20 protein-coding genes and 5 pseudogenes are annotated in these 26,023 nt (G+C 67.1%); 11 read left to right on the top strand and 14 right to left on the bottom strand.

Going from position 1 to position 26,023, the window contains the following annotated elements:
* Window positions 1-8 precede the first annotated feature (8 nt).
* The 9 genes and pseudogenes from M5I08_RS16000 to M5I08_RS15955 form a co-directional block, all read right to left on the bottom strand.
* Window positions 9-443, bottom strand: coding sequence for a hypothetical protein (locus M5I08_RS16000; protein WP_219066125.1), 435 nt, complete (start codon window positions 441-443; stop codon window positions 9-11).
* 36 nt (window positions 444-479) lie between these two features.
* Window positions 480-2,216, bottom strand: a complete 1,737-nt coding sequence (gene treZ / locus M5I08_RS15995; RefSeq protein WP_219066126.1) for a malto-oligosyltrehalose trehalohydrolase — start codon at window positions 2,214-2,216, stop codon at window positions 480-482.
* Window positions 2,209-4,554 carry a malto-oligosyltrehalose synthase gene (gene treY, locus M5I08_RS15990; RefSeq protein WP_219066127.1) on the bottom strand — a complete coding sequence of 782 codons (2,346 nt, stop codon included), beginning with the start codon at window positions 4,552-4,554 and terminating at the stop codon, window positions 2,209-2,211. Before treY ends, treZ begins: the two co-directional genes overlap by 8 nt.
* Before the next feature lie 3 nt (window positions 4,555-4,557).
* A complete protein-coding gene (gene glgX / locus M5I08_RS15985) occupies window positions 4,558-6,738 on the bottom strand; it encodes a glycogen debranching protein GlgX (protein ID WP_219066128.1) in 2,181 nt (726 codons plus the stop codon).
* 59 nt (window positions 6,739-6,797) lie between these two features.
* Window positions 6,798-8,966: an acetyltransferase SucT gene (gene sucT, locus M5I08_RS15980; protein ID WP_370328650.1), complete on the bottom strand. Its 2,169-nt coding sequence runs from the start codon at window positions 8,964-8,966 to the stop codon at window positions 6,798-6,800.
* An 82-nt stretch (window positions 8,967-9,048) separates the two neighbouring features.
* Window positions 9,049-9,636 (bottom strand): annotated as a pseudogene (gene ripD, locus M5I08_RS15975) (NlpC/P60 family peptidoglycan-binding protein RipD); the annotation flags it as partial.
* Between the two features lie 350 nt (window positions 9,637-9,986).
* The gene (locus tag M5I08_RS15970) at window positions 9,987-10,289 is read right to left on the bottom strand and encodes a hypothetical protein (RefSeq protein WP_219066131.1); all 303 of its coding nucleotides are present in this window, start codon (window positions 10,287-10,289) and stop codon (window positions 9,987-9,989) included.
* Window positions 10,290-10,448: 159 nt separating this feature from the next.
* Window positions 10,449-10,856, bottom strand: a pseudogene (locus M5I08_RS15960) (hypothetical protein); the annotation flags it as partial.
* 264 nt (window positions 10,857-11,120) lie between these two features.
* Window positions 11,121-11,432, bottom strand: coding sequence for a hypothetical protein (locus tag M5I08_RS15955; RefSeq protein ID WP_249762822.1), 312 nt, complete (start codon window positions 11,430-11,432; stop codon window positions 11,121-11,123).
* Window positions 11,433-11,656: 224 nt separating this feature from the next.
* On the opposite strand from M5I08_RS15955, the gene M5I08_RS15950 reads away from it, so the two are divergent.
* From M5I08_RS15950 to M5I08_RS15935, 4 genes are read left to right on the top strand one after another with little or no spacing between them, the layout of a single operon-like run.
* Window positions 11,657-12,982, top strand: a complete 1,326-nt coding sequence (locus tag M5I08_RS15950) for an adenosylmethionine--8-amino-7-oxononanoate transaminase (protein ID WP_219066132.1) — start codon at window positions 11,657-11,659, stop codon at window positions 12,980-12,982.
* Window positions 12,983-12,986: 4 nt separating this feature from the next.
* On the top strand, window positions 12,987-14,135 hold the full coding sequence (locus M5I08_RS15945) for an 8-amino-7-oxononanoate synthase (RefSeq protein ID WP_219066133.1): 1,149 nt from the start codon (window positions 12,987-12,989) through the stop codon (window positions 14,133-14,135).
* Complete coding sequence (gene bioD, locus M5I08_RS15940; RefSeq protein ID WP_249762821.1) at window positions 14,132-14,812, top strand: dethiobiotin synthase; 681 nt, start codon at window positions 14,132-14,134, stop codon at window positions 14,810-14,812. The genes M5I08_RS15945 and bioD overlap by 4 nt, the downstream gene beginning before the upstream one ends.
* Window positions 14,812-15,321, top strand: coding sequence for a 2'-5' RNA ligase family protein (locus M5I08_RS15935; protein ID WP_219066134.1), 510 nt, complete (start codon window positions 14,812-14,814; stop codon window positions 15,319-15,321). The genes bioD and M5I08_RS15935 overlap by 1 nt, the downstream gene beginning before the upstream one ends.
* 2 nt (window positions 15,322-15,323) lie before the next feature.
* Here the strand turns inward: M5I08_RS15935 and M5I08_RS15930 are convergent, their stop codons facing one another.
* The gene (locus M5I08_RS15930) at window positions 15,324-16,508 is read right to left on the bottom strand and encodes an NAD-dependent formate dehydrogenase (RefSeq protein WP_219066135.1); all 1,185 of its coding nucleotides are present in this window, start codon (window positions 16,506-16,508) and stop codon (window positions 15,324-15,326) included.
* A 201-nt stretch (window positions 16,509-16,709) separates the two neighbouring features.
* Here M5I08_RS15930 and bioB point away from each other — a divergent pair, with 201 nt between their 5' ends.
* From bioB to M5I08_RS15915, 3 genes are read left to right on the top strand one after another with little or no spacing between them, the layout of a single operon-like run.
* Window positions 16,710-17,744: a biotin synthase BioB gene (gene bioB, locus M5I08_RS15925; protein ID WP_219066136.1), complete on the top strand. Its 1,035-nt coding sequence runs from the start codon at window positions 16,710-16,712 to the stop codon at window positions 17,742-17,744.
* Window positions 17,745-17,754: 10 nt separating this feature from the next.
* Entirely contained in the window at window positions 17,755-17,985 is a 231-nt protein-coding gene (gene bsaP, locus M5I08_RS15920) for a biotin synthase auxiliary protein BsaP (RefSeq protein ID WP_219066137.1), read from the top strand.
* Entirely contained in the window at window positions 17,982-18,614 is a 633-nt protein-coding gene (locus M5I08_RS15915; protein WP_219066138.1) for a DUF2567 domain-containing protein, read from the top strand. The genes bsaP and M5I08_RS15915 overlap by 4 nt, the downstream gene beginning before the upstream one ends.
* On the opposite strand, the gene M5I08_RS15910 is transcribed toward M5I08_RS15915, so the two are convergent.
* A complete protein-coding gene (locus tag M5I08_RS15910) occupies window positions 18,609-19,949 on the bottom strand; it encodes a lipase family protein (protein ID WP_219066139.1) in 1,341 nt (446 codons plus the stop codon). The genes M5I08_RS15915 and M5I08_RS15910 overlap by 6 nt on opposite strands.
* Before the next feature lie 14 nt (window positions 19,950-19,963).
* Window positions 19,964-20,695: an NUDIX hydrolase gene (locus tag M5I08_RS15905; RefSeq protein ID WP_219066140.1), complete on the bottom strand. Its 732-nt coding sequence runs from the start codon at window positions 20,693-20,695 to the stop codon at window positions 19,964-19,966.
* Window positions 20,696-20,743: 48 nt separating this feature from the next.
* Between M5I08_RS15905 and nadA the strand changes: the two genes are divergently transcribed.
* The 4 genes and pseudogenes from nadA to M5I08_RS15885 all read left to right on the top strand — a co-directional run.
* Window positions 20,744-21,799: a quinolinate synthase NadA gene (gene nadA, locus M5I08_RS15900; protein WP_219066141.1), complete on the top strand. Its 1,056-nt coding sequence runs from the start codon at window positions 20,744-20,746 to the stop codon at window positions 21,797-21,799.
* Window positions 21,796-23,382, top strand: coding sequence for an L-aspartate oxidase (locus M5I08_RS15895; RefSeq protein WP_219066142.1), 1,587 nt, complete (start codon window positions 21,796-21,798; stop codon window positions 23,380-23,382). Before nadA ends, M5I08_RS15895 begins: the two co-directional genes overlap by 4 nt.
* Window positions 23,382-24,239, top strand: coding sequence for a carboxylating nicotinate-nucleotide diphosphorylase (gene nadC / locus M5I08_RS15890; RefSeq protein WP_219066143.1), 858 nt, complete (start codon window positions 23,382-23,384; stop codon window positions 24,237-24,239). The genes M5I08_RS15895 and nadC overlap by 1 nt, the downstream gene beginning before the upstream one ends.
* Before the next feature lie 200 nt (window positions 24,240-24,439).
* Window positions 24,440-24,790, top strand: a pseudogene (locus tag M5I08_RS15885) (magnesium chelatase); the annotation flags it as partial.
* A gap of 9 nt (window positions 24,791-24,799) precedes the next feature.
* On the opposite strand, the pseudogene M5I08_RS15880 reads toward M5I08_RS15885, so the two are convergent.
* Window positions 24,800-24,949: pseudogene (locus M5I08_RS15880) on the bottom strand (class I SAM-dependent methyltransferase); the annotation flags it as partial.
* A 209-nt stretch (window positions 24,950-25,158) separates the two neighbouring features.
* Window positions 25,159-26,019, bottom strand: a pseudogene (locus M5I08_RS15875) (13E12 repeat family protein); the annotation flags it as partial.
* Window positions 26,020-26,023: the final 4 nt, after the last annotated feature.

The raw sequence follows: 26,023 nt of genomic DNA, 5'->3' as shown, positions 1-26,023 counted from the left end.
GCACAGTATCAAAGTTTCTGTGACAGCTCGTCGACCGATTCGTCGTGTGCGCGGAAGATCGGTTCCAGTGGAACGGCGAATCTTTCGGCCATGTCCGTCAGCGCTTTCGACCACACCCGGTCGGCAGACGAGACCGGCCCGCGCCCGGGCCCGGTCAGCAGCAATGCCACCGTGGTTCCCGGTGCCAGGTCGTCAAGCAGCGTCCGCAGCGACGACATCAGGTTCCACACGACTCGGCCCTGGGGCCGCCGACGAATTGGCACGTGGCAGAGCTTTTTGGTGAAGCATCGATCCGGCCCGACGAGGCCGAACCACAACAGCCGTTCCTCAAATCCGAGCGGTCCCATCAACGCTCGCCACCGCTGGCGCAGATCGGCGGCGCAGTGAACGGGATCGGTGGCGGTCTCAATGGATGGAATCGGCAAGAGCTCGTGATGACTCATTCGCGCATCATCAGTGGGCGGCGGCGCCGCGGGTAGTCAGTTATCCACAACCCGCAGGATCGCAAACGAATACGGCGCCAGCTCGGTGGCCGCGGCGCCGATGTCGGGCGAAGCGGAGCACAACACCACCTCGCCGGTTACCGGAACACCCGCCGCCTCGGCACCCAGATTGCAGGCGATCGCCAACCGCCCGCGGTGCATGACGATCCAGCGGTGTTCCTCGTCGTAGTCGATCACCAGGTGGTCCAACCACGGGTCGGCCATGTCAGTTTCGTTGCGCCGCGATGTGATCAGGTCCTGATAGAGCCGGCGCAGTCGCGCATGTTCACCAGTGCCGGGCTCGTCCCAGTCCAGCTTCGAGCGCTGGAAGGTCTGCGGGTCCTGTGGATCGGGGATCTCGTCGGCGTCCCATCCGTGATCGGCGAACTCCTTCTTGCGTCCTTCGGCGGTGGCGCGCGCCAGCTCGGGCTCCGGATGGGAGCTGAAGAATTGAAACGGCGTCGACGCTGCCCATTCCTCACCCATGAAAAGCATCGCGGTATAAGGAGATCCGAGCACCAGCGCAGCCTTGACTGCCAACTGGCCGAAGTTCAGGTTCTGCGACGGGCGATCGCCCAGCGCACGATTGCCGATTTGGTCGTGGGTGCAGGTGTAGGCCAGCAACCGGGTAGCCGGAATCCCCGAGGCCTCGGTGGTATCCAGCGGTCGTCCGTGGCGCCGTTTTCGAAACGACGAATATGTGGCTGCGTGGAAGAAGCCGCTGCGCAATGTCTTTGCCAGCGTAGCCAACGATCCGAAATCGGCGTAGTAGCCCTGACGCTCCCCGGACACCGCGGTGTGGATGGCGTGGTGGATGTCGTCGTCCCACTGCGCGGTCATCCCGTAGCCGCCGCCGCGCCGGGGCGTGATCATCCTCGGATCGTTCAAGTCGCTCTCGGCGACAAGCGACAACGGTCGGCCGAGTTGCTCAGCCAGCGCATCGGTTTTGGCAGCGAGCTCTTCCAGCAGGTGGATGGCGGTGGTGTCCACCAAGGCATGCACGGCGTCCAGACGCAGACCATCGGCGTGGAAATCACGCATCCAGCGCAACGCGCAGTCGATGATGTAGCGGCGAACTTCGTCGGAGTCGGCGTCGGCGATGTTGATGCCTTCCCCCCACGGATTACTCGCCGACGACAAGTACGGGCCGAACCGCGGCAGGTAGTTGCCTGACGGACCGAGGTGGTTGAACACCGCGTCGATCAGCACGCCAAGGCCGCGGCAATGACAGGCGTCGGCGAACCGGATCAGCCCGTCGGGTCCGCCGTAGGGTTCGTGCACCGCATACCACAGCACCCCGTCGTAGCCCCAGCCGTGCGTGCCGGAGAACGCGTTCACCGGCATCACCTCGACGACATCAACACCGAGATCAACCAGATAGTCGAGCTTTTCGATCGCCGAGTCGAAGGTGCCCTCGGGTGTGAAGGTGCCGATGTGCAGCTCGTAGATCACCGCGCCCTGCACCGGCCGGCCGGTCCAGCCGTCGTCCGTCCAGCGGGTCGCCGGCGCCCATAGCTGCGAGCGGCCGTGCACGCCGTCGGGCTGGCGGGGCGATCGCGGGTCGGGCAGCACCGCCGGATCGTCGTCGAGGAGATACCCGTAGCGGGCTGCTGGTGCCGCGTCAAGGGTGGTCCGCCACCAGCCGTCCGCGCTGCGCGTCATCGGATGGACGTGACCGTCGACTTCGACGCGAACCGTGTCCGGTTTGGGCGCCCATACCGCGAATTCAGCCATCGCTGCGCTCCAACAGGGCCACCGGCAGCTCGGCGAACAGCTCGGCTGCCGGCGCCGCCCCGGCGATCGTCGCGCCGGTGAGCGTGTCGCTCCACCCGCCCGCGGGTATCGGTACCGCGGTGTCGCCCCAGCCGGATTGCTCGAGGCGTACCGTCCAGCGGGTCGCCGCGACCAGCACGTCGTCGCCGCGCATGAACGCCACCACATGATCGGCGGCGGTTCCCGCGGCAAGCACGGGGTGGTAACCGCCCCGCAGGAAGGTGCCCGGACGGCCGCGGCGCAACTGCAAGGCAGCCTTGACCACTCGTATTTTCCGATGCTGCAAGGACTTCAGGGCCTGACATCGGGCTTCGTAGTCGACCGGGCGTCGGTTATCCGGGTCGACCAGGCTGTCGTCCCACAATTCGGTGCCCTGATAGATGTCGGGGATGCCGGGCACGGTCAGCGCGAGCAGCTTTTGGCCTAGCGCGTCGTTCTCGGCGTGCGCCTGCAGCCGGATCACCAGGTTGGTCAGCTCGCGCGCCACCGGGCCGTCGAGCACGGCGTCCAGCCAGCCGTGCACCGCGCTCTCGAACTTGGCGTCCGGGTTTTGCCAGGAGGTCTGCCAGGCCGCTTCTCGTATCGCCTTCTCCCCGTAGGTGTGTAACCGGTCGCGGAGTTCGCCGGTGACTTCGCCGCTGGCCGGCCAGACCCCGAAGATGTTCTGCCACAGAAATAATCCGGTCACCGGGTCGGGGGCGGGAGTCGCGCTTTCCCAGCGGGCGACGAACTCGGCCCACAGCGACGGCACCTGCGACAGCACACCGATGCGCGCACGGACGTCCTCGCCGCGCTTGGTGTCATGGGTCGACAACGTCGTCATCGCCTGGGGCCAGAGTCGGGCGCGGGCCGCGGCGCGGTGATGGAATTCCGCGGCGCCGACGCCGAACCGACGTGGTTGGCCGCCAACTTCGTTCAGCGACACCAGCCGCGCATCGCGGTAGAACAGGCAGTCCTCGACGGCCTTGGCCGTCACCGCGCCGCACAGTTGCTGCAGCCGTGTCGCGGGCTCGCCGGCTCTGATATCGCGGCGCTCCTGCTCATCGCTTCGCTCTGCATCGCCGCCGCCGGCCAACGCAGCCGCGATCAGCTGCAGCGCAACGTCCAACTCCGGTGCAGCAGACTGGGTTTCCGCCAGCGCAGCGGGCAGTATCGCGGCCAAACAGCGGTAATCGCAACGATAGACGTCGATGTGTGCGAGCAGGGCGGCCACCGCCGCGGGCAGTTGGGGATGGTCGGCACCGGCCGCCGCGGCGATGCACCGCCGCAGCCTGGCAAGCTCGCTGGCCAAGGTTTGGGTGGCCGCTGTGGTCTTGAGGCCGGCGAGCATGGCCGGCATCTGTTGGTAGTCGATGCCGGTGGATTCGAGCAACGCCGTCAATGCCGGTGCGCCGTTCGGGTCGATGAAAATCCCGCCGATCTCCCGAAGCGCGTCGTACCCGGTTGTGCCGGCTATCGGCAGCGTCGGCTCCAACGCCTCGTCGACGGCGAGGATCTTCTCGGTCACGATGTAGGCATCGGGGCCCAGCAGCTCGCGCAGCCACGTCAGATACCCGGCCGGATCGGACAAGCCGTCCGGGTGATCGATGCGCACACCGTCGACGAGCCCTTCGATGAACCAGCGGGCAACTTCGGTGTGGCTGGCCTCGAACACGGCACGGTCTTCCTGACGGAGGCCGGCCAGCGAGGTGATCGAAAAAAACCGCCGGTAACCACACACTCCGCGCTTCCAGCCGACCAACTGATAGTGCTGGCGGTCATGCACCTCCGTGCCGGTGCCGTCACCGGTGCCGGCGGCGATCGGGAATGCCAGATCACCCAACCGCAAGAGATCGCCGTCGACGGTCAAGTCGGCGACGTCGTCGTCAGAACCCAATACCGGCAACACTATTCGGCCATCGGCCAGGTCCCAGTCGATATCGAAATGTGCCGCATAGGTTGACGACGGGCCGTGCCGCAGCACGTCCCACCACCACTGGTTCTGCTCCGGCTTGTCCACCCCGACGTGGTTGGGGACGATGTCGACCACCAGTCCCATGCCGCGGGCCCGGGCCGCCGCCGACAGCCGCGCCAGACCCTGCGGGCCACCGAGTTCGGCAGACACCGTCGTCGGGTCGGCGACGTCGTAGCCGTGCGCCGACCCCGCGACCGGGGTCAGGATCGGCGACAGATAGAGGTGCGACACCCCGAGTTCGGCGAGATAGTCGAGCAAGTTCTCGGCGTCGGCGAAGGTGAACCCGAAACCGCTGGACGCGCCCCGCAGCTGCAACCGATAGGTGGACAGTACGGGAAAGACCATGCGTCATCGCGTCTTACGGAACACCAGCAGCGCGTGGCCGGGCAGCGAGACTTCGTCACCGTCATTCACGACCAGCTTCACCTCGCCGGTGGAATCGGTGGTATCCAGTTCTGCCGTCCACTCTTTGGCGTAGTCGTCATGAGGCATGACGAAGTCCACAGCATGGGCATGGGCGTTGAAGCACAGCAGAAATGAGTCGTCGACCACCCGCCCGCCGCGCGCATCGCGCTCATGCAGGGCTTCGCCGTTGAGGAACACCGCGACGCACTTGTCGAAGTCGCGTTCCCAGTCCTCCGGGGTCATCTCGTCGCCTGCGGGCGTCAGCCAGGCGATGTCGCGCACCTGGCCGAGGCTGCGGATGGGCCTTCCCTCGAAGAACCGGCGGCGACGAAACACCGGATGGTGTTTACGCAGGGCGGTGACTTTGCGGGTAAACGCCAGCAGGTCACCATTTTTGTCGACCAGCGGCCAGTCCATCCAGGACAGCTCGGAATCCTGACAATAGACGTTGTTGTTGCCGTGCTGGGTGCGTCCCATCTCGTCGCCGTGCGCGATCATCGGAGTTCCCTGGCTGACCAGCAGCGTGGCCATGATGTTGCGCATCTGCTTGCGACGCAGATCCAGGATTTCGGGGTCGTCGGTTGAACCCTCGACGCCGCAGTTCCAGGACCGGTTGTAGCTTTCGCCATCCTGGTTGTTTTCACCGTTGGCCTCGTTGTGCTTCTCGTTGTAGGACACCAGATCGTTGAGGGTGAAGCCGTCGTGGGCGGTGACGAAGTTGATGCTGGCGCTGGGACGCCGGCCGGTCGCCTCGTACAGGTCTGACGACCCGGTGAGCCGGGACGCGAATTCGCCAAGGGTCGCGGGCTCGCCCCGCCAATAGTCACGCACGGTATCGCGGTACTTCCCATTCCATTCGGTCCACAAACCCGGGAAGTTGCCGACCTGGTAGCCGCCTTCGCCGACGTCCCACGGCTCTGCGATCAGCTTGACCTGGCTGACCACCGGATCCTGCTGCACCAGGTCGAAAAACGCGCTCAGCCGGTCGACGTCGTAAAACTCACGAGCCAACGTGGACGCGAGGTCGAATCGGAAGCCGTCGACGTGCATCTCGGTCACCCAGTACCGCAGCGAGTCCATGATCAGCTGCAAGGTGTGCGGATGGCGGGCGTTGAGGCTGTTGCCCGTGCCGGTGAAGTCCTTGTAGAACCGCAGGTCCTCGTCGACCAGCCGGTAATAGGCGGCGTTGTCGATGCCGCGGAAGTTGATCGTCGGACCGAGGTGATCGCCCTCGGCGGTGTGGTTGTACACCACGTCGAGGATGACCTCGATGCCCTCCTCATGAAACGCGCGGACCATCGACTTGAACTCGCACACCGCGCCGCCGGCCTGCCGGTTCGCCGCGTACTGGTGGTGCGGGGCGAAGAACCCAAAGGTGTTGTAGCCCCAGTAATTTCGCAATCCCAACTCCAACAGCCGATGGTCATGCAGGAATTGATGCACCGGCATCAGCTCGATCGCGGTGACATGCAGCGATTTGAGGTGATCGATGATCACCGGGTGCGCCAGCCCGGCGTAGGTGCCGCGAAGGGCTTCGGGGACGCCCGGGTGGGTTTGGGTCATCCCCTTGACATGCGCCTCGTAGATGACCGTCTCGTGATATTGCGTCCGCGGCGCACGGTCGGTCGCCCAGTCGAAGAACGGATTGATCACCACGCTGGTCATGGTGTGCCCGAGCGAATCGACCTGCGGGGGAGTGCCGGTCTCGGCGGGGTCTTCGGCTGCGGTGGCGAGGTCGTAGGAGAACAGCGCCTGACCGAACGCGAATTCGCCGTCGAACGACTTCCCGTACGGGTCGAGCAACAGCTTGCTGGGGTCACAGCGGTGACCGGCCGACGGGGCGAACGGCCCGTGTACCCGAAACCCGTAACGCTGTCCCGGGCTGACGGTTGGCAGATAGGCGTGCCACACGTGTCCGTCAACCTCGTCGAGGCGGATTCGAGTTTCGTGCCGGTCGCCGTCAATCAGGCACAACTCGACGCTTTCAGCAATCTCGGAGAACAGCGCGAAGTTGGTGCCGCCGCCGTCGAAAGTAGCGCCGAGCGGGTAGCTGCTGCCCGGCCATACGGTGACCAGCTCAGGTGGAGGTGCAGCGGCACCGTGGTTGGGATCTGACGGGGGCATCCTTCGACCTTATCGGCGGGCGGATCTGGTGGGCCTGCGTCCCCTACGCGTGTGGGCGGTCACCACCAGCCGGTGGCCGCCCCGACTTGGCGACCCAGCTCGTTCGTCATGGTGCGCATGTAGGTGGCAGACAGGTGATGAGCGTCGTGGTATACCAACACGTTTCCCTCGACGGCAGGGCAGATGTCGGGGCGGCAGACGGCATCGCTCATGTCCAGCGGTTTGAGCAGCGGGAACTGCTCGACCCAATCGAGGGTGGGGTTGTGATCAGCCAGCACGTCGGAGCGCTTGGTGCCGCACGACAGCGCGTCGCCGCCTTTGGCCAGGCAGTCCGCCGGGTTGAACGGTCGACCGTCTCTGACCAGCCACGGCGTGTCGCGCATCGCGAGGATCGGGATGTTGTTGTCGGAGAATGTTTGCCAGATCCCGACATACGTCCCGGGCATCACATCTGCGGGCTTGATGTTCCAGGGCCTGGTGGAGGTGGTGAATACGTAGTCCGGATGGTCGGCCACCACCTTGGCCATGGCCTTGGGCACCCAGTCGCGGCACTCCGGGTAAGGCGCATTGCTGCCCATCACCAACGGCATCTGTTCGGTGGACAGCGGACAGCCCATCTTGAGGTAGGTCGTCACCTTGAAATGGCGCCTGCGTCCGAGGATGTCCAGCGCGGTCAGCCAATGCTCGGCATGCGAGCCGCCGGCAAGGGCGATGGTCCTGGCGGCATCCTTGTCGCCGTAGGCGCACCTGATCACTGACGTGTTGGCAAAGTCGCTGATGCAGCCGTCCCGGGTCGACGGCGGGTAGTCGGTCTGGGCTTCCAGCACGGTGGGCCGCGGCCGGAGCTTGGGCACTCGCACGTGTTTGACCAGGGCGCGGGCCCCGGGGTAGTCGTGGGCATTGAGCGCGCTGAGCTCCTTGCCGCCGGCGCGCTCGACCTTGACATGCTCGACCCAAGTGAACGCGGTCGCCGTGAGCGTCACACCGAGCATCGCCACCATTGATCCCAGCACCATGGTGGGACGGCGCAGCCGGCCCCGCCAGGCAATGACCGGCGCGGACTCGGGTGCGGTATCGGCACCGGCGTGGTGTCGCAGCGGTTCTTCGACGAACCGATTGGTCAGGTAGGCCAGCCCGCCGGAGATCAGCAATACCGCCGTGCCCTCGACGAAGTTGGCGTGCCGGTGACCGGAATACGCGAGCCAGAAGATCAACAGCGGCCAGTGCCACAGGTACAGCGAGTAGGCGATCGCGCCGAGCTTCACCAGCGGCTCGGTGGCCAGCAACCGGTTCGGCAGCGGCAGCTTGTCACGGGTAGCGGGATGGGCCTGCCGGTTGGCGCCGGCCAGGACGAACAGCACGGTTGCCCCGACCGGGACCAGCGCCCACGGTCCTGGGAACTCCTTGACGCCGTCGATGAGCGCGCCGCAGGACAGCACCGCTGCCAATGCGACGGTGGCGACCACCGTGCGTAACCACATCGGCCAGCGGATGTAGGGGACCAGCGCGCCGACGAGTGCCCCCAGCAGCAACTCCCACGCCCGGGCAAAGCTGTTGTAGTACGCGGTCGCCTGGTTGGCTTGATGCGCAAAGATCGCGTAGACGAACGATGCCCCCGCCAGCGCGCTGAGCAGCAGCACGAACGTCGTGCGCAACCGGTCGCCGAGACGGCGCCGGAGCAGAAACGCGAGCCCGAAAACCAGTGCCAGGAAGGCGATATAGAACTGGCCCTGCACCGACATCGACCAGATGTGCTGTAGCGGACTGACCGCTTCGCCCGCCCGCAGATAGTCGGCTACCGTGCTGGCCAGCTCCCAGTTCTGGTAGTAGCCGAGGCTGGCCAGGCTCTGGTCGGCGAACGTCTCCCAGCGGGTCTGCGGCTGAACCAGGACGGTCAGTACCGCGCACGCGGCCAGTACCACCACCAGAGCCGGCAGCAACCGCCGAACCAGTCGAATCACTTCGGGCACCGGCGACAGCGATGACGCCGGGTTCAATGCCGCGCGCAGCAATTTGCCGCCGAAGAAGAAGCCGGACAGCGCCAAGAACACGTCCACTCCACCGGAAACCCTGCCGAACCACACGTGGAACATCGCGACCAGGGCGATGGCAATGCCGCGCAGCCCGTCCAGATCGTGGCGGTAGAACCCTGCTCTCCGGTTTCCGATGGCGGACTGGGCGGATCCCGCAACGGAGGCGACGGCCGGACGGGTTAGGTAGACGGTCATCATGATTGACAGACAATCTACCTAAGCCGCCGGCCGCCGACAGTGCGTTAACGGTGCCTCGGCGAGTTCCGGGTCAGGACTCGATGATTCGGGTCAGATACGGAACCATTCCCGTGGTCCGCGCCGGCGAGACCGTGACGGCAGGCTCGGTGGCCTCGATCATCTGGCCGTTGCCGAGGTACATCGCGACGCTTTGGGTGCCAGCCGGGCCGTAGCAGAGCAGGTCGCCGGGACGCGCCTGTGCAGGCGGCACTTTGCGCCCGACGTTGCACTGCTCGCCCGACGTCCGCGGCATCTTGATCCCGGCGCCGGCATAGGCGTACTGGATCAGACCTGAGGCGTCGAAGCCGACGACATTGGCTTTCAACCCGGTGCCGCGGGTGGGCCCGGCGGCGTTGCCGCCGCCGTACAAGAACGGCACACCGCGCTGTGAAAGGGCCCGCTGAATCACATAGTTGGTCGACTGCTGGTAGCCGACCAGCGACGGACCCTGCAGTGACGGTCCCTGCAGTGACGGTCCCTGCAGTGACGATTCTGGCGGGGTCGGACCCTGCACTGAGGGTCCCGGCAGGGTCGGACCCGTCGGGTCAGCGGTCGCGGAAGTCGGGTTGAGCATCGGTAGCGTCAGCAACAGGGCCAGGCTGATTGGGACGGCGTAGCTGCGTCTCATGTCGATCACCTCTCTGCGGCGTCAGCGCGGTGACTACGCGCGTCTGCCGCGCTCCTACCGGTTCACCGCAGAGACTCCTGCGCCGGCCCGCCCCCGTTGGGGCCGCACGCCGTCACCAACGTCGGCGACGACGTGCCCCTCGGTGAACCGCTGAATTCACAACAGTCACTACAGACACTTTGACAACAAATGGCGGCGGGGGCCATACCGAGGGGGTCGCACAAGGGATTTTTTGTCGTACCGTGACTCAACGGTGACCGTCCGTAGGCCAGAGGCTCAATCGCCGGCGGCCCCTTGTGATTTCGGTCTCACCACGGCTGTGTCGCGACGTTGGGCCGGGACCGTCGCCGTCAATGCCAATACTGGCCGCAAGAAGTGGTCAACATCGACCCGATCACGGAGCTGAGGACGGCGAGCGCGATCGCCAACAGCGGCCAAAAGGACAGGTACCAACCCTTGAGCAGCGAGACCACCGGACCGATAAGGGCGGCAGCAATCGCCGCGCCGATGCCGCCCCACACCACCGGGTCGATATAGAAGTCGACGCCGTAGGGCACCGGTGGGCAATCGTCTCCTGCGCACACGTCCTTCAGGAAGCTGAAAAGCTGCGATTCCCAGTCTGTGGCGAAGGCCGCGACCAGCCCCGGACTCACTGTTGAGCAGATCAGCGCGATCGACGCGGCGCACCTGTGGCATCCCTACAGCACTATCGGCGGCTCGAATGCCGACGCCGCGCCGCGCCGCCCAATGTCGTCGCGGTCGGGGCCCGCGGCGCCCGACTGACGCTGATCCGCGACGCCGGATCCACCATGCCAGTACGAGCTGCTGAAGGCGGTCAGCGCCGCGCCCGCCCCCGAGGCGACCAGTACAAGGACGATGGCCAGCAGCGGCCAGAACGACAGGTACCAACCCTTGAGCAGGGACACCACCGGGCCGACGACGGCCGCAGCGATCGCCGCGCCGATACCGCCCCACACCACCGGATATATGTAGAAGTCGATGCCGAACGGCGCGGGCGGACAATCGCCGACGCAGACGTCTTTGAGGAAGCTGAAAAGCCTTGAATACCAATCGGTTCCGAACGCGAGAACGGCAAGCAGGGCGAGCAATACCAGCAGTGAGATGACATCCCACGGGACTAGCCGCGGCCGCAGTAACCGCGGCGGCGAGTCATCGTGCTGGCTGGCAGACGGGTCCTCGAACTGCTGCGGCGAAACCATGGTGGCCTCAATGCTGCCCGACGCCCGCGATTTTTGCGACCGAACAGCGAGTACCGCTGCTCGGCCCGGTGCTTGCCACGCTGCGTTACCCTCGTTGTAACGTAACCCCGCTGATCAGCGCCACGACACGCCCTCCGAAGTGCAAAAATCCCACTTTGCGTTTCTCTAGAGAACAGCCAAGACCGGATCGCGCAAGTCGTAGTCAAAATGTATTCACGGAGTGCCGAACTGGTAGACGCCGGTGTGTGAGGAGTGTTGCGCGACCTACGTAACGCTTGGTGGTAGCCAATGGTCAGGCTCTGGCAGCGGGGGTGGCGGATATTGGCCGTAAGTGCCGGCCGGGTTCCCTTCGAGAGATGCCCGGCATTCAGCGTCGGCGCGAGCGGCGATCTGGCGGCGGGCTTCCTCGCGACGCTTCTGCACGAAACTGACAATCGCCCCAACCACATTGCTGTTGTTAATCACGACTGGCTGCGGCTGTGGCGCGGGTGGGGCTGGAATACCCCACTTTTGTCCATGGCTGATCACCCACGACACCGCCATGACCGCGATGAACGCGTTCTGGTACAACGCCACCCGACACAAACCTGTTGTGCCCGGCAACAGCTTCTAGCAGCAGGATTTCAAACGGAGACCAAACCGCGCCGAGATGGTGTAGCACATTATGTGCAAGTCCAAGAAGATCTCCGATAATTATTGGGTGGCGGTAGTGGCGGTGGTGGCATTCCCGGCACTGGTGGTTGCTGTGGGGTTGTCCGCCCATCTGAGGGGCCGCCGGGAACTGTATACGCTCTGTCTCCATGACTGCTGAGGCCGCGCCGAGCCCCGGGCTCACACCCGCGCAGATCAGCGCGATCGATGCGGCGCATTTGTGGCATCCATACAGCACGATCGGCGCCGAGGCAGTGCCTCCGGTGGTCGCTGTCGGCGCCCGCGGGCCCCGGCTGACGGTCATCCGCGACGGTGAGCCCGTCGAGGTGCTCGATGCGATGAGCTCCTGGTGGACGGCCATCCACGGGCACGGGCACCCGGTCTTGGACGCGGCGCTGGCCGCGCAGCTGGCAACGATGAACCACGTCATGTTCGGCGGGCTGACCCACGAGCCCGCCGCCCGGTTGGCCAAACTGCTGGTCGACCTCACGCCAGCGCGGCTGGAGACGGTGTTCTTCTGCGACTCCGGGTCGGTGTCGGTCGAGGTCGCAGTGAAGATGGCGCTGCAGTACTGGCGCAGTCTGGGCCGGCCGGGCAAACGGCGGCTGATGACCTGGCGCGGCGGCTATCACGGCGACACCTTCACCCCGATGAGCATCTGCGACCCCGACGGCGGCATGCATTCGTTGTGGACCGACATATTGGCTTCCCAGGTGTTCGCCCCGCAGGTGCCCCGCGACTACGACGCCGACTACAGTGCGGCGTTCGAGGCGCAGTTGGCCGACCACGCCGACGAACTGGCGGCCGTCGTCATCGAGCCGGTGGTGCAGGGTGCGGGCGGCATGCGCTTCCACGATCCCCGCTACCTCGTTGACCTGTGGGAGATCTGCCGACGACACGACGTGCTGCTCGTTTTCGACGAGATCGCCACCGGATTCGGCCGCACCGGCGAACTGTTCGCCGCCGACCACGCCGGCGTCAGCCCCGACATCATGTGCGTCGGCAAGGCGCTCACTGGCGGCTATCTGAGCCTGGCCGCCACCCTGTGCACCACCCACGTCGCGCACACCATCAGCGCCGGCGAGACGGCAGCGCTGATGCACGGCCCCACCTTCATGGCCAACCCGCTGGCCTGCGCCGTGGCGGTGGCCAGCGTGGAGCTGCTGCTCAGCCAAGACTGGCGGTCGTCGGTCGCCGAGATCAGCGCCGGGCTGACCGCCGGTCTCGAACCGGCCAGGACGCTGCCGCGGGTGATCGACGTCCGGGTGCGCGGGGCGATCGGCGTCATCGAATGCGACCGCCCTGTCGACCTGGCGATTGCCACCCCGGCGGCCATCGACCGCCGCGTATGGCTGCGCCCGTTCCGCAACCTGGTCTACGCGATGCCGCCGTTCATCTGCACACCTGACGAGATAGCGCAGATCACTGCGGCGATGGTCGAGGTCGCGCGGCTCTGTGGCTCTCGTAGGCTCTAGTGCGATGACGCAGATCGATACCTCACCGCTGGCATGGCTGGAGGCGGTGGAAGCACAACGCTGCCAGGCCGGGCTGCGACGCGCGTTGCGCCCGCGCCCGCCGGTGTCCACCGAACTTGACCTGGCGTCCAACGACTATCTGGGGCTTTCGCAGCACCCGTACGTCATCGAAGGCGGGGTGGACGCGCTGCGCACCTGGGGCGCCGGCGCCACCGGTTCGCGGCTGGTCACCGGCAACACCGCGCTGCACGAGGAATTCGAGTGTGCGCTCGCCGAATTCGTCGGCGCCGCAGCGGGTCTGGTCTTCTCGTCCGGGTACGCCGCCAACCTCGGGGCGGTCGTCGGATTGTCCGGCCCGGGCTCGCTTTTGGTGTCGGATGCCCACTCGCACGCTTCGCTGGTAGACGCCTGCCGCCTTTCGCGGGCCCGGGTGGTGGTGACCGCCCATCGCGATGTCGACGCGGTGGACGCGGCGCTGGCGTCGCGAGACGAGGAGCGGGCTGTCGTCATCACCGAGTCGGTGTTTTCCACCGACGGCGCCTTGGCGCCGGTGCGACGGCTGCACGAGGTGTGCCGCCGGCATCGGGCGCTGCTGATTGTCGACGAGGCCCACGGCCTGGGTGTGCGCGGCGCCGGTGGGCGCGGGGTGCTGCACGAACTGGGCCTGGCCGGAGCGCCTGACGTCGTGATGACCACCACACTGTCCAAGGCGCTGGGCAGTCAGGGCGGCGCGGTGCTGGCGTCGACGGCCGTGCGCGATCACCTGATCGACGCCGCCCGGCCGTTCATCTTCGACACCGGTCTGGCGCCGGCGGCGGTGGGCGCGGCGCTGGCCGCGCTGCGCGTCCTGAGCGCCGAGCCGTGGCGCCCCGGGGCGGTGCTTTGGCACGCGGGCGCGCTGGCGCAGATCTGCGCAGTGTCGACGGCGCCGCAATCGGCGGTCGTGTCGGTGATCCTCGGCGAGCCGGAGGTGGCGCTGGCCGCGGCCGCGGCCTGCCTGGACGGCGGGGTGCGGGTGGGCTGCTTCCGGCCGCCGACTGTGCCGGCCGGCACGTCGCGGTTGCGGCTCACCGCGCGGGCCTGCCTGGGTGCCGACGACCTCGAGCTGGCCCGCACTGTGCTGACCGACGTGCTCGGCGCGGCACGGCGTTGACGGTCCTGTTTGTCACCGGGACGGGGACCGGGGTCGGCAAGACCGTCGCCACCGCGGCCCTGACCTCGGCGGCGCGGCAGGCCGGAATCGACGTCGCGGTGTGCAAACCGGTGCAGACCGGCGTCGCCGCCGGTGACGACGACCTCGCGGAGGTCACCCGGCTATCGGGGCTGACTAAGGTGGTCGGGCTGGCGCGATATCCGGCGGCGCTGGCCCCGCTGGCCGCCGCCGAGCAGGCCGGGACGTCATTGCCCACCCGCAAAAATGTGCTGAAGCTCATCTGTGCGATCGACCGCCCGGGACAGTTGACGCTGGTCGAGGGCGCCGGGGGCCTGCTGGTCGAACTCGCCGACAAGAGCGTGACGTTGCGGGATCTCGCGGCCGACCTGGGCGCCGCGGTGCTGGTGGTCGCCACCGCCGGGCTCGGCACCCTCAATCACACCGGTCTGACGGTGGAATCGCTTGCTGCACAGGCAATTTCATGCGTCGGGCTGGTGATCGGCAGCTGGCCGGCCCAGCCGGGCGTGGTGGAGACCTCCAACCGGTCCGCGCTGACCCGGTTGGCGCCGCTGCGTGCCGTGTTGCCTGCCGGCGCGGCATCGATGGACGCCGGCGGGTTCGCCGCGATGAGCGCGCGCGCCTTCGATCGGCAATGGGTCACCGCGCTGGTCGGCTGATGGTTCATTCGATCGAGCTGCTGTTCGACCGGGACACCGAGGCGGTGATCCGTCACCTCTGGGACGACTTGGCCGCGGCTGGCATACCGAGTCAGGCGCCGGCTAGTCGTCCGCACGTGACGCTGGCGGTGGCCGAGCGGATCGCGCCTGCCGTCGACGCCCTGCTGAAGCCCGTGGCGCAGCGACTGCCCTTGGCGTGCGCTGTTGGGGCGTCGCTGCTGTTCGGCAGATCGGGCGCCGTGCTGGCCCGGCTGATCGTGCCGACCACTGAGCTGCTTGCGCTGCACGCCGAGGTGCACCGAATCGGTGGCCCGTATCTGCTGCCCGGGCCGATGCCGAACAGCCTGCCCGGTCAGTGGAGCGCGCACGTCACGCTGGCCCGGCGAGTCGGGGGCGCCCAACTCGGGCGGGCCGTGCGCATCGCGGGGCGACCGTCAGAGATCCACGGCGCCCTGGCCGGTTTGCGCCGCTGGGATGGCAGCAAACGCGTCGACTACCTGATCAGCTGAACCTAGTTGCCGCTGCCGGGGCTGGCGCCGCTACCGGCGGTGTAAGACGCCTTTCCGGTGCCGGCCAGCGCTCCGCCGGCCACGATCAGGTATTCGTCGCGGATGGGTTTGTCGGCGAAGAAGTCCTCGAGGATCTCGCGCGTCCCGGCCGCGTAGCGGGTCTGGGCCGACAGCGTGGTGCCCGAGGTGTGCGGTGTCATCGCCTCGTGCGGCATGCTGCGCCACGGGTGATCGGCCGGCGGCGGCTGCGGGTACCACACATCGCCGGCGTAGCCGGCCAACTGGCCGCTCTTGAGCGCCGCCACAACCGCGTCGCGCACGCAGATCTCGGCGCGAGCCGTGTTGACGATGTAGGAGCCGCGCCGCATGGACGCCAGCAGCTTCTCGTCGAACAGGTGATAGGTCTGGGGGTGCAGCGGAGCATGGATGGAGACCACGTCAACAGCGCGGACCAGCGACGCGGCGTCGGGGTGGTAGGTGACGCCCAGCTCCTGTTCGACGTCTTTGGGCAGCCGGCGCGTGTCGGTGTAGTGCAGGTTGACGTCGAACGGCGCCATCCGGCGCAGCACAGCAAGGCCGATGCGGCCGGCGGCGATCACGCCCACGTCCATGCCCTCCACGTCGTAGGCCTGGGCGACGCAGTCGGCGATGTTCCAGCCACCCTCGCTCGCCCAGCGGTGCGACGGGACGAAGTTGCGCACCAGCGCCAGGATCTGCATGACGGCGTGCTCGGCAACGCTGATGCTGTTGCAGAAGGTGACCTCGGCGACGGTGATCCCACGGGCGATCGCGGCGTCGAGGTCGACGTGATCGGATCCGACCCCGGCAGTGAGAGCCAGCTTCAAATTGGGAGCTTTGGCGATTCGCTCGGCGGTCAAGTATGCCGGCCAAAACGGTTGGGAGATGACGATATCGGCGTCGGGCAGCTCGCGCTCGAACTGCGAATCCGGGCCGTCCTTGTCCGAGGTCACGACCAATCGATGCCCGCCACTTTCGAGGAATTTGCGCAGGCCGAGCTCGCCGGACACGCAGCCCAGAAGCTCACCCGGAGTGAAATCGATTGCCGCAGGGCTCGGCAAGGTCTGACCGCCCGGGTAACCGGGTATCACCGGGATGCTGTCGCGGGCGTAGACCGGTGGATAACCGGTGACCGGATCTGGATACAAAACGACGAGCACTTTGGCCACTGACGTCCTCCTCTATTGGTTTTCTCTATTGGTTTCGGACCCGGCCAGCCCCGCGGGTCGGCCGCAACCAAGTCACGTTTGTACGGGTGCCCACGCTACCCTAGCCGGGGAACGTCCAACGCAGGTGCGATGAGCCCGACCCGGTCCGAGCGCTGCCCAAACTGGACGTTCAAAAAAACTAAGGAAACTAAGGAGTAGCTGGTGACTCAGGCGGCGACTCGGCCAACCCTCGGCACCGACCGCACCGATATCCTCACCATGGCCCGCCGGCAGGTGCTCGAGCGCGGTGAGGGGCTGCGCCAGGAGCAGGTGCTGCGTGTACTGCAGCTGCCCGACGATCGCCTCGAGGAGCTGTTGGCGCTGGCCCATGAGGTGCGGATGGCCTGGTGTGGGCCCGAGGTCGAGGTCGAGAGCATCATTAGCCTCAAAACTGGTGGCTGCCCGGAAGATTGCCATTTCTGCTCGCAGTCGGGCCTGTTCGCCTCGCCGGTGCGCAGCGCCTGGCTCGACGTTCCCAGCTTGGTGGAGGCGGCCAAGCAGACCGCGAAAACTGGCGCCACCGAGTTCTGCATCGTGGCCGCGGTGCGCGGACCCGACGACCGGTTACTGGCTCAGGTGGCGGCCGGCATCGAGGCGATCCGCGACGCAGTCGACATCCAGATCGCCTGCTCGCTGGGCATGCTGACCGCCGAACAGGTCGACCGGCTGTCCGCAATGGGCGTCCACCGCTACAACCATAACCTGGAGACCGCCCGCTCGTTTTTCCCCAACGTGGTGACTACCCACACCTGGGAAGAGCGCTGGCAAACGCTGTCGATGGTGCGCCAGGCCGGGATCCAGGTGTGCTGCGGCGGCATCCTCGGCATGGGTGAGACGGTCGAGCAGCGGGCCGAATTCGCAGCTAATCTGGCCGAGCTGGACCCCGACGAGGTGCCGCTGAACTTTCTCAACCCGCGTCCCGGCACGCCGTTCGGTGACCTCGACGTGTTGCCGGCCAGCGAAGCGCTCAAGGCGGTGGCCGCCTTCCGGCTGGCGCTGCCGCGCACCATGCTGCGCTTCGCCGGGGGCCGCGAAATCACGCTCGGGGACCTGGGCGCCAAACAAGGCATTCTGGGTGGCGTCAACGCCGTGATCGTCGGCAACTATCTGACAACGCTAGGTCGCCCGGCAGAGGCCGACCTGGAGCTACTCGACGAGCTGCAAATGCCGATCAAGGCGCTCAACGCGAGCCTGTAGAACGCAATTGATGGTCCGCGACAATCTCCCAGCGCCGGTCGGCGCGGGCGTCTATAACGTCTACACCGGGGATCTGGCCGGCAGTACCGTGCCGACCGCCGCTCAGCTCGGTTTGGAGCCACCCCGGTTCTGCGCCGAGTGCGGCCGCCGGATGGTGGTCCAGGTCCGGCCCGACGGCTGGTGGGCCACCTGCTCGCGGCACGGGCGGGTGGACTCGACCGACCTGGACAGGCGCCGATGATCGGGCGGCAGCTCTCCGCCGCCCCGCGGACCTCGCGCCGCCGAGCGGTGTTCGCGATCGCAGCGGGGCTGTTAATCGCGGGGGCGGTCGTCGGTGGTCTGTGGGCATGGATAGCGCCGTCGATACACGGTGTGGTGGTATTGAGCCGCGACGGCGATCGATTGCACGACTATCTTGGCGATGAATCCGAGCACTTCTTCGTCGCGCCGTTCCTGATGCTCGGCCTGCTGAACGTCGTGGCCGCCGTGGCGGCGGTGCTGGCCTGGCAATGGCGGGCGCACCGCGGTCCGGGCATGGTGACCGGGCTTTGCGCCGGCGTAATGATCGCAGCGGGCGCCGCCGTCGGCGTGGGCGTGCTGCTGGTGCACTTGCGTTACGGGGCAGTGGATTTCGCGGCGGTGCCGGTGAGCAAAGACCACCGGGTGTACTACTTCACCGAGGCGCCGCCGGTATTCTTCGGTCGCACTCCCTTGCAGATTGCCTGCACGCTGCTGCTATCCGCGAGCATTGCCGCGCTGGTGTACGCGGTACCCGTTGCGGCAACGGCGCGCGACGATCTCGGCGGCTACCCGCCGGTCGATCGATCGTATCGGCAGCCCGCCGCGGCGCCGACGTCTATGCCGTCATAGCGGGCGGCGGTGCATTGCCTTTCCGGTGAGCACCTTGCCCGCGATCACGGCCAGCCGTGCCATCCCGATGTAGGTCGCCGGGTTGAACATGGTCGGCCACTTCGTCCTGACCAGGTGATCGGTCAGCGGTCGGCGGGCAAACCGGTCCTGCAGCCAGCGCAGCGTCATCGGTGCAGACAGCGGATGCAGCAGCAGGTGCTCGTTGAACGCATCGCGGTGGTAGGTGACGTCGGCTCCGCCCGCGCAGTAGGCGTCGGCCAGTCGGTCGATGTCGTCGACGTCGATCAAATAGTCGTGCGCGGCCTGCACGATCAACACCGGCGGCGTCGGCGCCGTGGCGCCCAGCCTGATGCTGTCGAACACGTGCTGGACCTCCGGCATCGTCAGGATTTCTTCCAGCGGCCGGTCGAGGTAGACGCCGACGTCTTTTTTCACCATCCGGATGATCGCGCCGACCGTGGTCATCCGTTCCAGCCGCTGCAGCAGCGCGCGCCCTTCCTCATTGGCGTGCTCGTTGATCACCCGGTCCAGGTCGGGGTAGACGTGGGCCAGCGCCGCGATCACCATCGCGGGCAAACCGGCCAGGAAGGTGCCGTTGAGTCGACGGAAAGCGTGACCGAGGTCGCCGACCGGTGACCCGAGTACGGCGCCGACGATGTCGAGATCGGGCGCGTAGTCGGCGCACAGCTCGGCGGCCCACGCGGTTGCCAGACCGCCGCCAGAGTAGCCCCACAGTGCCACCGGCGCCGACGGGGACAACCCAAGCCGCTCGGCGCCCAGCGCAGCCCGGACTCCGTCGAGAATGCAGTAGCCGGGTTCGAACGGCGCGCCCCACATTCCGTTGCGGCCCTCGTGATCAGGTATGGAGACCGCCCAGCCTTCGACGAGTGCGGCGGTGATCAGCAGAAGCTCTAGTTGGGCCAGCGAACCAAGGGCCATGGCACGTCGCCGCAGCGCATAGGACGGAAAACACCGGGATGTGACGGCGTCGATGGCGCACTGATACGACAACACCGGGCAGGGGTGTTCGGGAGTGACGCCCGCGGGCACGATCACGGTGGTCGCCGCCGCGTCCGGCTTGCCGTGCATGTCCGTCGTCCGGTACAGCAGCTGGGTGGCCGTGGCCCGCTGCGGTATGAGGCCCAGAAATGCCAGCTCGACGTCGCGCGAGCGCAGCACGGTGCCCGGCACGGCGTGCTGATAGCCAGGTGGCGGCTGGTAGAAGGGGTCGTCCGACGGAAGCAGCGGTCGCGCCTTCGGCTGCAACTCCTCATGGGGTGCGCGTCCGATCCATTCCGGGCCGGTCGTGGTGATCGCGAGGCTGCCAGTGTCCATCGGGGCATTCTTGCCTAAGAGGGCATTAAGAATCCAGTCGGCCCGCCGGGAGGTCGTAAAGCAGCGAACTCGTCGGTCACCCTCAGCTTGGAATCGGTGAAGCGATACAGCGCCGCCGGCCGGCCGCCGCTGCGCCCGGACTGCGCTACCGTGCCGGTCTGGATGATGACGCCGCGACGGGCCAGCACGCGCTGCAGATTCGTCGTGTCGACCTGATGCCCCAACGCTGCGCTGTAGATGTCGCGCAGCGTCGACATTGCGAATTCGGTTGGTGCTAAAGCAAATCCGATATTCGTGTAGGATATCTTGGCGACCAGCCGGGTGCGGGCGTGGGCGACCATCGGGGCATGGTCAAAGGCCATCTTCGGCAGTGCGGTGACCGGATGCCAGCCGGTGTCGGGTGGCAGCTCCGGGACGGCGGGGGAGGGCACGAGGCCCAGGAAGGTCGACGCGATCGTGCGTGTGTCGGGTACCCGGTCGGGAGCGGAGAACACCGCGAGCTGCTCCAGGTGCGCGACTTCCCGCAGGTCCACCTTCTCGGCCAGTTGGCGCCGCATCGACGTCGTCATGTCCTCGTCGTCGCGCAGCCGCCCGCCGGGCAACGACCACGCACCTCGCTGCGGATAGCGGGCACGCTGCCACAGCAGAACACTGAGCTGCGGCTTCTTGGCGTTCGTGCCCGATCCGAGGCCTCGAACCTGGAATACGACGGCGAGCACTTCATGGGCAGTGCTACCATGTGACATGTTTTCGATTATAAATCGAAAACTGGGTTGCGGGCGAAAGGAACGGCCATGACGATCCTGAATCGCACAGTGCGGGACGACCTGAAAAACGACCTGGCTGCGATGATCACTAGCTCTCCCAATGGATATGGTGGCGTTGACGGCGACGAGCGATGGGCGGCCGAGATTCGCCGGCTGGCTGACCTGCGCAACGCCACGATTCTGGCGCATAACTACCAGCTGCCGGCCATCCAGGACGTCGCCGATCACGTCGGCGACTCGCTGGCGCTGTCTCGGATTGCTGCCGAGGCGCCCGAAGAAACCATCGTGTTCTGCGGCGTGCACTTCATGGCCGAGACCGCGAAAATCCTCAGCCCGGACAAGACGGTGTTGATTCCCGACCAACGGGCGGGCTGCTCGCTGGCCGACTCGATCACCCCCGAAGATCTGCGGGCATGGAAGGACGACCATCCCGGTGCGGTCGTCGTCTCCTACGTCAACACCACCGCCGCGGTGAAGGCGCTCACCGACATCTGCTGCACGTCCTCGAACGCCGTCGACGTGGTCGCCTCCATCGGCGCAGACCGTGAGGTGCTGTTTTGCCCGGACCAGTTCCTCGGGGCACATGTACGCCGGGTGACCGGGCGGCGCAACCTGCACGTGTGGGCCGGCGAGTGCCACGTGCACGCCGGGATCAACGGCGACGAGCTCACCGATCAGGCCCGCGAGCATCCCGATGCCGAACTGTTCGTTCACCCCGAATGCGGCTGTGCCACTTCGGCTTTGTACCTAGCCGGCGAGGGCGCCTTCCCGGCGGAGCGGGTGAAGATCTTGTCCACCGGCGGCATGCTGGACGCCGCGCGGGCCACCCACGCCCGGCAGGTGCTGGTCGCCACCGAGATCGGGATGCTGTATCAGCTGCGCAACGCCGCGCCCGGTGTCGACTTCCGCGCGGTCAATGACCGCGCGTCGTGCAAGTACATGAAGATGACCACCCCCGCGGCGCTGTTGCGCTGCCTTCTCGAGGGCGCCGACGAAGTCCACGTCGACGCGCAGACTTCCCGGCTGGCGCGGCAAAGCGTGCAGCGGATGATCGCGATCGGCCAGCCCGGCGGCGGCGAATGAGCATCCGTCCGGCTTGGCAGGAGAGTGCCGACGTCGTCGCGATCGGTACCGGCGTAGGCGGATTGGCCGCCGCGCTGGCAGCGCATCGGGCGGGCCGTCGGGTCGTCGTACTGAGCAAAGCGGGACGCAAACCCGGTGGAACGGCCACCCACTACGCGCAAGGCGGGATCGCGGTGGTGCTGCCGGATACCGACGACTCGGTCGACGCGCACGTCGCCGACACACTCGCCGCCGGCGCCGGTCTGTGCGATCCCGACGCGGTGACCTCGATCGTCGCCGACGGCTACCGGGCCATGACCGAATTGGTCAGCGACGGAGCGCGATTCGACGAGACGGCGGCCGGTGGATGGGCGCTTGGCCGCGAGGGAGGGCACTCCCGGCGGCGCATCGTGCACGCCAACGGCGACGCCACCGGCGCCGAGGTTCAGCGGGCGCTCGACCATGCGGCAGCCGCGCTGGGCATCCGCACCAACCACACCGCGCTGGGCGTGCTGCATGACGCGAGTTCGGGGATCGATTCGGTGACCGGCGTGCTGGTCGCTAACCCGGACGGCATCGGCATCGTCCACGCGGCGTCGGTGATCTTGGCCACCGGCGGGCTGGGACACCTCTACGGCGCGACCACCAACCCTGACGGCTCCACCGGCGACGGGATCGCGTTGGCACTGTGGGCCGGTGTTGCGGTGAGCGACATCGAGTTCATCCAATTCCATCCCACCATGCTGTTCGATCACCATAGTGGCGGTCGGCGACCGCTGGTCACCGAAGCCATTCGCGGCGAAGGCGCGGTTTTGGTTGACCGTCAAGGTAATTCGGTGACTGCAGGTGTGCATCCGATGGGCGATCTGGCGCCACGCGATGTGGTGGCCGCTGCCATCGACGCCCGGCTGCGGGCAACCGGCGATCCGTGTGTTTACCTCGACGCCCGCAGCATCACCGCTTTCGCGGACCGTTTCCCGACCGTCACCGCCGCATGCCGGGCCGCCGGCATCGACCCGGTTCATCGACCCATCCCGGTGATCCCGGGTGCGCACTACAGCTGCGGCGGGGTGGTCACCGATGTGCACGGCCAAACCGGGCTGCCCGGGCTGTTCGCCGCCGGCGAGGTCGCCCGGACCGGGATGCACGGCGCCAACCGGCTGGCGTCCAACAGCCTGCTGGAGGGCTTGGTCGTCGGCGGCCGCGCGGGACGGGCCGCGGCGGCGCACGCGGAACTGGTCGGGCGTACCCGTGCGATGGTGCCGGAGCCGGTCAGGCGTCCCGCGCTGGCCCGCGGCGACCTGCAGCGGGCAATGAGTCGCGATGCCTCGGTGGTTCGCGACGCCGATGGTCTGCGCCGGTTGACCGGCGTGCTGTCGACGGCGGCGATGCGGACCATGCTGGCGCGGGCCGACCTCGAAGATGCGGCGTTGACGGTGACCGCCCGCGCGGTGGCGACAGCCGCGTCGGCCCGTAACGAGAGCCGGGGCTGTCACCACCGTGCCGAATACCCCGGCGCCACCCCCGCGCAGGCGTGCAACGTCGTCGTCCGGCTGGGCGATGACGACAGCGCGCAGATCGATGCGCTGGCGGCGGTGTGCTGATGACGCTCTCGAAATGCGAGCTTGCCGAGGCCGGCGCGACGATCAGCCGGGCCCTCGACGAGGACCTGCGCTACGGCCCGGACGTCACGACGTTGGCGACGGTGCCCGACGGCGCCACCACCGCCGCGTCGCTGATCACCCGGGAGCCCGGGGTGATCGCCGGTGTCGACGTCGCGCTGCTGGTGCTCGATGAGGTGCTTGGCGCTGACGAGTACCGAGTGCTCGACCGTGTCGAGGACGGCTCCCGGCTGCAGCCGGGAGCATCGGCGTTGACCGTGGAGGCGAAGACGGTGGGTCTGTTGACCGCCGAGCGGACTCTGCTCAACCTGGTCTGCCACCTGTCCGGGATCGCCACCGCGACAGCCGCCTGGGTCGACGCCGTAGCCGACACCAAGGCGCAGATCCGTGACACCCGCAAGACGCTGCCGGGCCTGCGGGTGCTACAGAAGTACGCGGTCCGCGTCGGCGGCGGCGTCAACCACCGGCTCGGCCTGGGCGATGCCGCGCTGATCAAGGACAACCACGTCGCGGCGGCCGGATCGGTGGTCGCGGCGCTGCGCGCGGTGCGGGCGGCCGCACCCGATGTGCCGTGCGAGGTCGAAGTCGATTCGCTCGAGCAGCTCGACGAGGTATTGGGCGAGAAGCCAGAGCTGGTGCTGCTCGACAACTTTCCGGTGTGGCAGACTCAGATCGCGGTCCAGCGCCGCGACGCTCGCGCGCCGGCCACCAAGTTGGAATCCTCCGGCGGGCTGTCACTGGAAACTGCCGCCGACTACGCCGGGACGGGCGTGGAATTCCTCGCCGTCGGTGCGCTCACCCACTCGGTGCGCGTGCTCGATATGGGTCTGGACGTCTGAGGCCGCGCTGGCCAACTACCGCGACGGTTACACCTTCCACACGACACGCCGGGCGGATTCGCGTTGAGTTAAGTCCCGAGCGTTGACTGGCACTAGCGCGCGTTGAGTGTGTGATTGTGTTACGCGAAATCGCGAAAAGCGTGCATCAACCCCACACTCAGCAGCGGCGCGACCCACGTTGAACTGCAGGGTAGCGTGGAGTGGTGACTGCACCGACCCATCTGCCCCGCACTGTCGGCGAACTGCGTGCCGCCGGGCACCGCGAGCGGGGAGTCAAACAAGAAATCCGGGAAAACCTGCTGGCACGTCTCGCCGAAGGCGCAGATGGTGAAGCGATCTGGCCGGGAATCCTGGGCTTCGATGACACCGTGTTGCCGCAGCTGGAGCGGGCGTTGATCGCCGGCCACGACTTCGTGTTGCTCGGTGAGCGCGGTCAGGGCAAGACCCGGTTGCTGCGAGCGCTGGTTGGCCTGCTCGACGAGTGGACGCCGGTGATCGGTGGGGCCGAACTCGGCGAGCATCCCTACGCGGTATTCGATAGCGAGCGGCTGCCGGGTTTCCTGCTGACGGGCCGGCCCGATCATCCGCCGCGAGATGTCGATCCCGACCGTCTCTGCGGCGCCGGCGTTGCGCAGCAGTCGCGTGAAATGCCCTTCGCCGCAGGCGACGTCGAGCACTCTTTTACCCGCGACATCGCCGATGAGCTTCATGAATGAAGAGGTTTCGGCGTGCGAGCCCCACGCGCGTGCGCGCGGGCCTGTTGATACTGCTCCCAATCGCGGCCTGGGCGGCTCGTCGGGTGTTCGCCGAAAGTCAGCCTGCAGCAAAGGTTCTGCATCGGCGCCTTCGGTAAGTGCTGAACACGGCGCGGTGAATGCGCAGTCACGGCAATGCGCGCCAAACGTCGGGTAGACGGTTGCGCGCGGCGAAGCCGCCGGTTGATCACCCGCGTCGCTCGGCCGGCGCCGACGACCTGCCCGTTACGTTCGAACCAGACTTCACAGGTGGCATCGCAGGTCAGGTATCGGCGTTCGGCGTCGGTGAGCAGCGGACCCAGATGCAGCGCCGCGGCGCGCTGCTGGGCGTCGACGTGCACCACCACCGTGGTGCGATGCTCGTGTGGCCGGCGGGCCGCCTCGGCGTCCCATCCGGCCTCGACCAGACGCATAAACGCCTCGACGGTGGTAGGCAACGGGGGACAATTCTCTGATGTGCGCTCGCCATTGCCGTGATCGTGCTTCCACTCGGCGACCAGCGCATCACGATGAGACGCCAGTGCCGCGTCGAACTTCGCCGCGTCGTCGTGGGGAAGTTTGATCCGCCAACAGGTGGACTGCTCGCCGGAGGTCTTGGTGATCGAGCGCTGCGGTTGCGGGGCACAATCGGGTTCGGGCCGCGGTTCCAACTTCACCGCGGTGCGCAGCTGGTTGACCGTGGCGGCCTGCGCCAGCTGGGCGTAATGCTCATCGGAACCCTCGCCGGCCCGTGCGGCGATGACGCCGACCTGGTCCAGCGACAGCCGACCCTCCCGCATGCCCGTCGCGCAGCGGGGAAACTCCTCCAGCCGGCGCGCCACGGTGGCGATCGCGTGGGCATTTCCCGATGACGAACCGAGCTTCCAGGCCACCAACGCCGCCACCGACCGCGCACCCGTAGCACCCCACAGCTCGTCGCGATCCAGCTCGGCGACGATCTCCACAATGCGCCCATCAATCGCATTGCGCTGACCGGCCAACTCCGCCAACTCCTCGAACAACACCTCAACACGCTCCGGAAAGATTGCG

The sequence above is a fragment of the Candidatus Mycobacterium methanotrophicum genome, from assembly GCF_023515995.1.
In the GTDB taxonomy this organism is placed as follows: domain Bacteria; phylum Actinomycetota; class Actinomycetes; order Mycobacteriales; family Mycobacteriaceae; genus Mycobacterium; species Mycobacterium methanotrophicum.
Note: the sequence above shows the minus strand (reverse complement) of the source record. Positions and strands in the feature narration are given on the sequence as shown.

Excerpts from the sequence above, each read along its gene's own strand:
- M5I08_RS15895 (WP_219066142.1), top strand. The coding sequence starts at position 21,796 with ATGAGCATCCGTCCGGCTTGGCAGGAGAGTGCCGACGTCGTCGCGATC.
- treY (WP_219066127.1), bottom strand. The coding sequence starts at position 4,554 with ATGGTCTTTCCCGTACTGTCCACCTATCGGTTGCAGCTGCGGGGCGCG.
- bsaP (WP_219066137.1), top strand. The coding sequence starts at position 17,755 with ATGGTCCGCGACAATCTCCCAGCGCCGGTCGGCGCGGGCGTCTATAAC.
- M5I08_RS15945 (WP_219066133.1), top strand. The coding sequence starts at position 12,987 with ATGACGCAGATCGATACCTCACCGCTGGCATGGCTGGAGGCGGTGGAA.
- nadC (WP_219066143.1), top strand. The coding sequence starts at position 23,382 with ATGACGCTCTCGAAATGCGAGCTTGCCGAGGCCGGCGCGACGATCAGC.
- nadA (WP_219066141.1), top strand. The coding sequence starts at position 20,744 with ATGACGATCCTGAATCGCACAGTGCGGGACGACCTGAAAAACGACCTG.
- treZ (WP_219066126.1), bottom strand. The coding sequence starts at position 2,216 with ATGGCTGAATTCGCGGTATGGGCGCCCAAACCGGACACGGTTCGCGTC.
- M5I08_RS16000 (WP_219066125.1), bottom strand. The coding sequence starts at position 443 with ATGAGTCATCACGAGCTCTTGCCGATTCCATCCATTGAGACCGCCACC.
- M5I08_RS15905 (WP_219066140.1), bottom strand. The coding sequence starts at position 20,695 with ATGTCACATGGTAGCACTGCCCATGAAGTGCTCGCCGTCGTATTCCAG.
- M5I08_RS15935 (WP_219066134.1), top strand. The coding sequence starts at position 14,812 with ATGGTTCATTCGATCGAGCTGCTGTTCGACCGGGACACCGAGGCGGTG.
- M5I08_RS15915 (WP_219066138.1), top strand. The coding sequence starts at position 17,982 with ATGATCGGGCGGCAGCTCTCCGCCGCCCCGCGGACCTCGCGCCGCCGA.
- M5I08_RS15950 (WP_219066132.1), top strand. The coding sequence starts at position 11,657 with ATGACTGCTGAGGCCGCGCCGAGCCCCGGGCTCACACCCGCGCAGATC.
- M5I08_RS15910 (WP_219066139.1), bottom strand. The coding sequence starts at position 19,949 with ATGGACACTGGCAGCCTCGCGATCACCACGACCGGCCCGGAATGGATC.
- sucT (WP_370328650.1), bottom strand. The coding sequence starts at position 8,966 with ATGACCGTCTACCTAACCCGTCCGGCCGTCGCCTCCGTTGCGGGATCC.
- glgX (WP_219066128.1), bottom strand. The coding sequence starts at position 6,738 with ATGCCCCCGTCAGATCCCAACCACGGTGCCGCTGCACCTCCACCTGAG.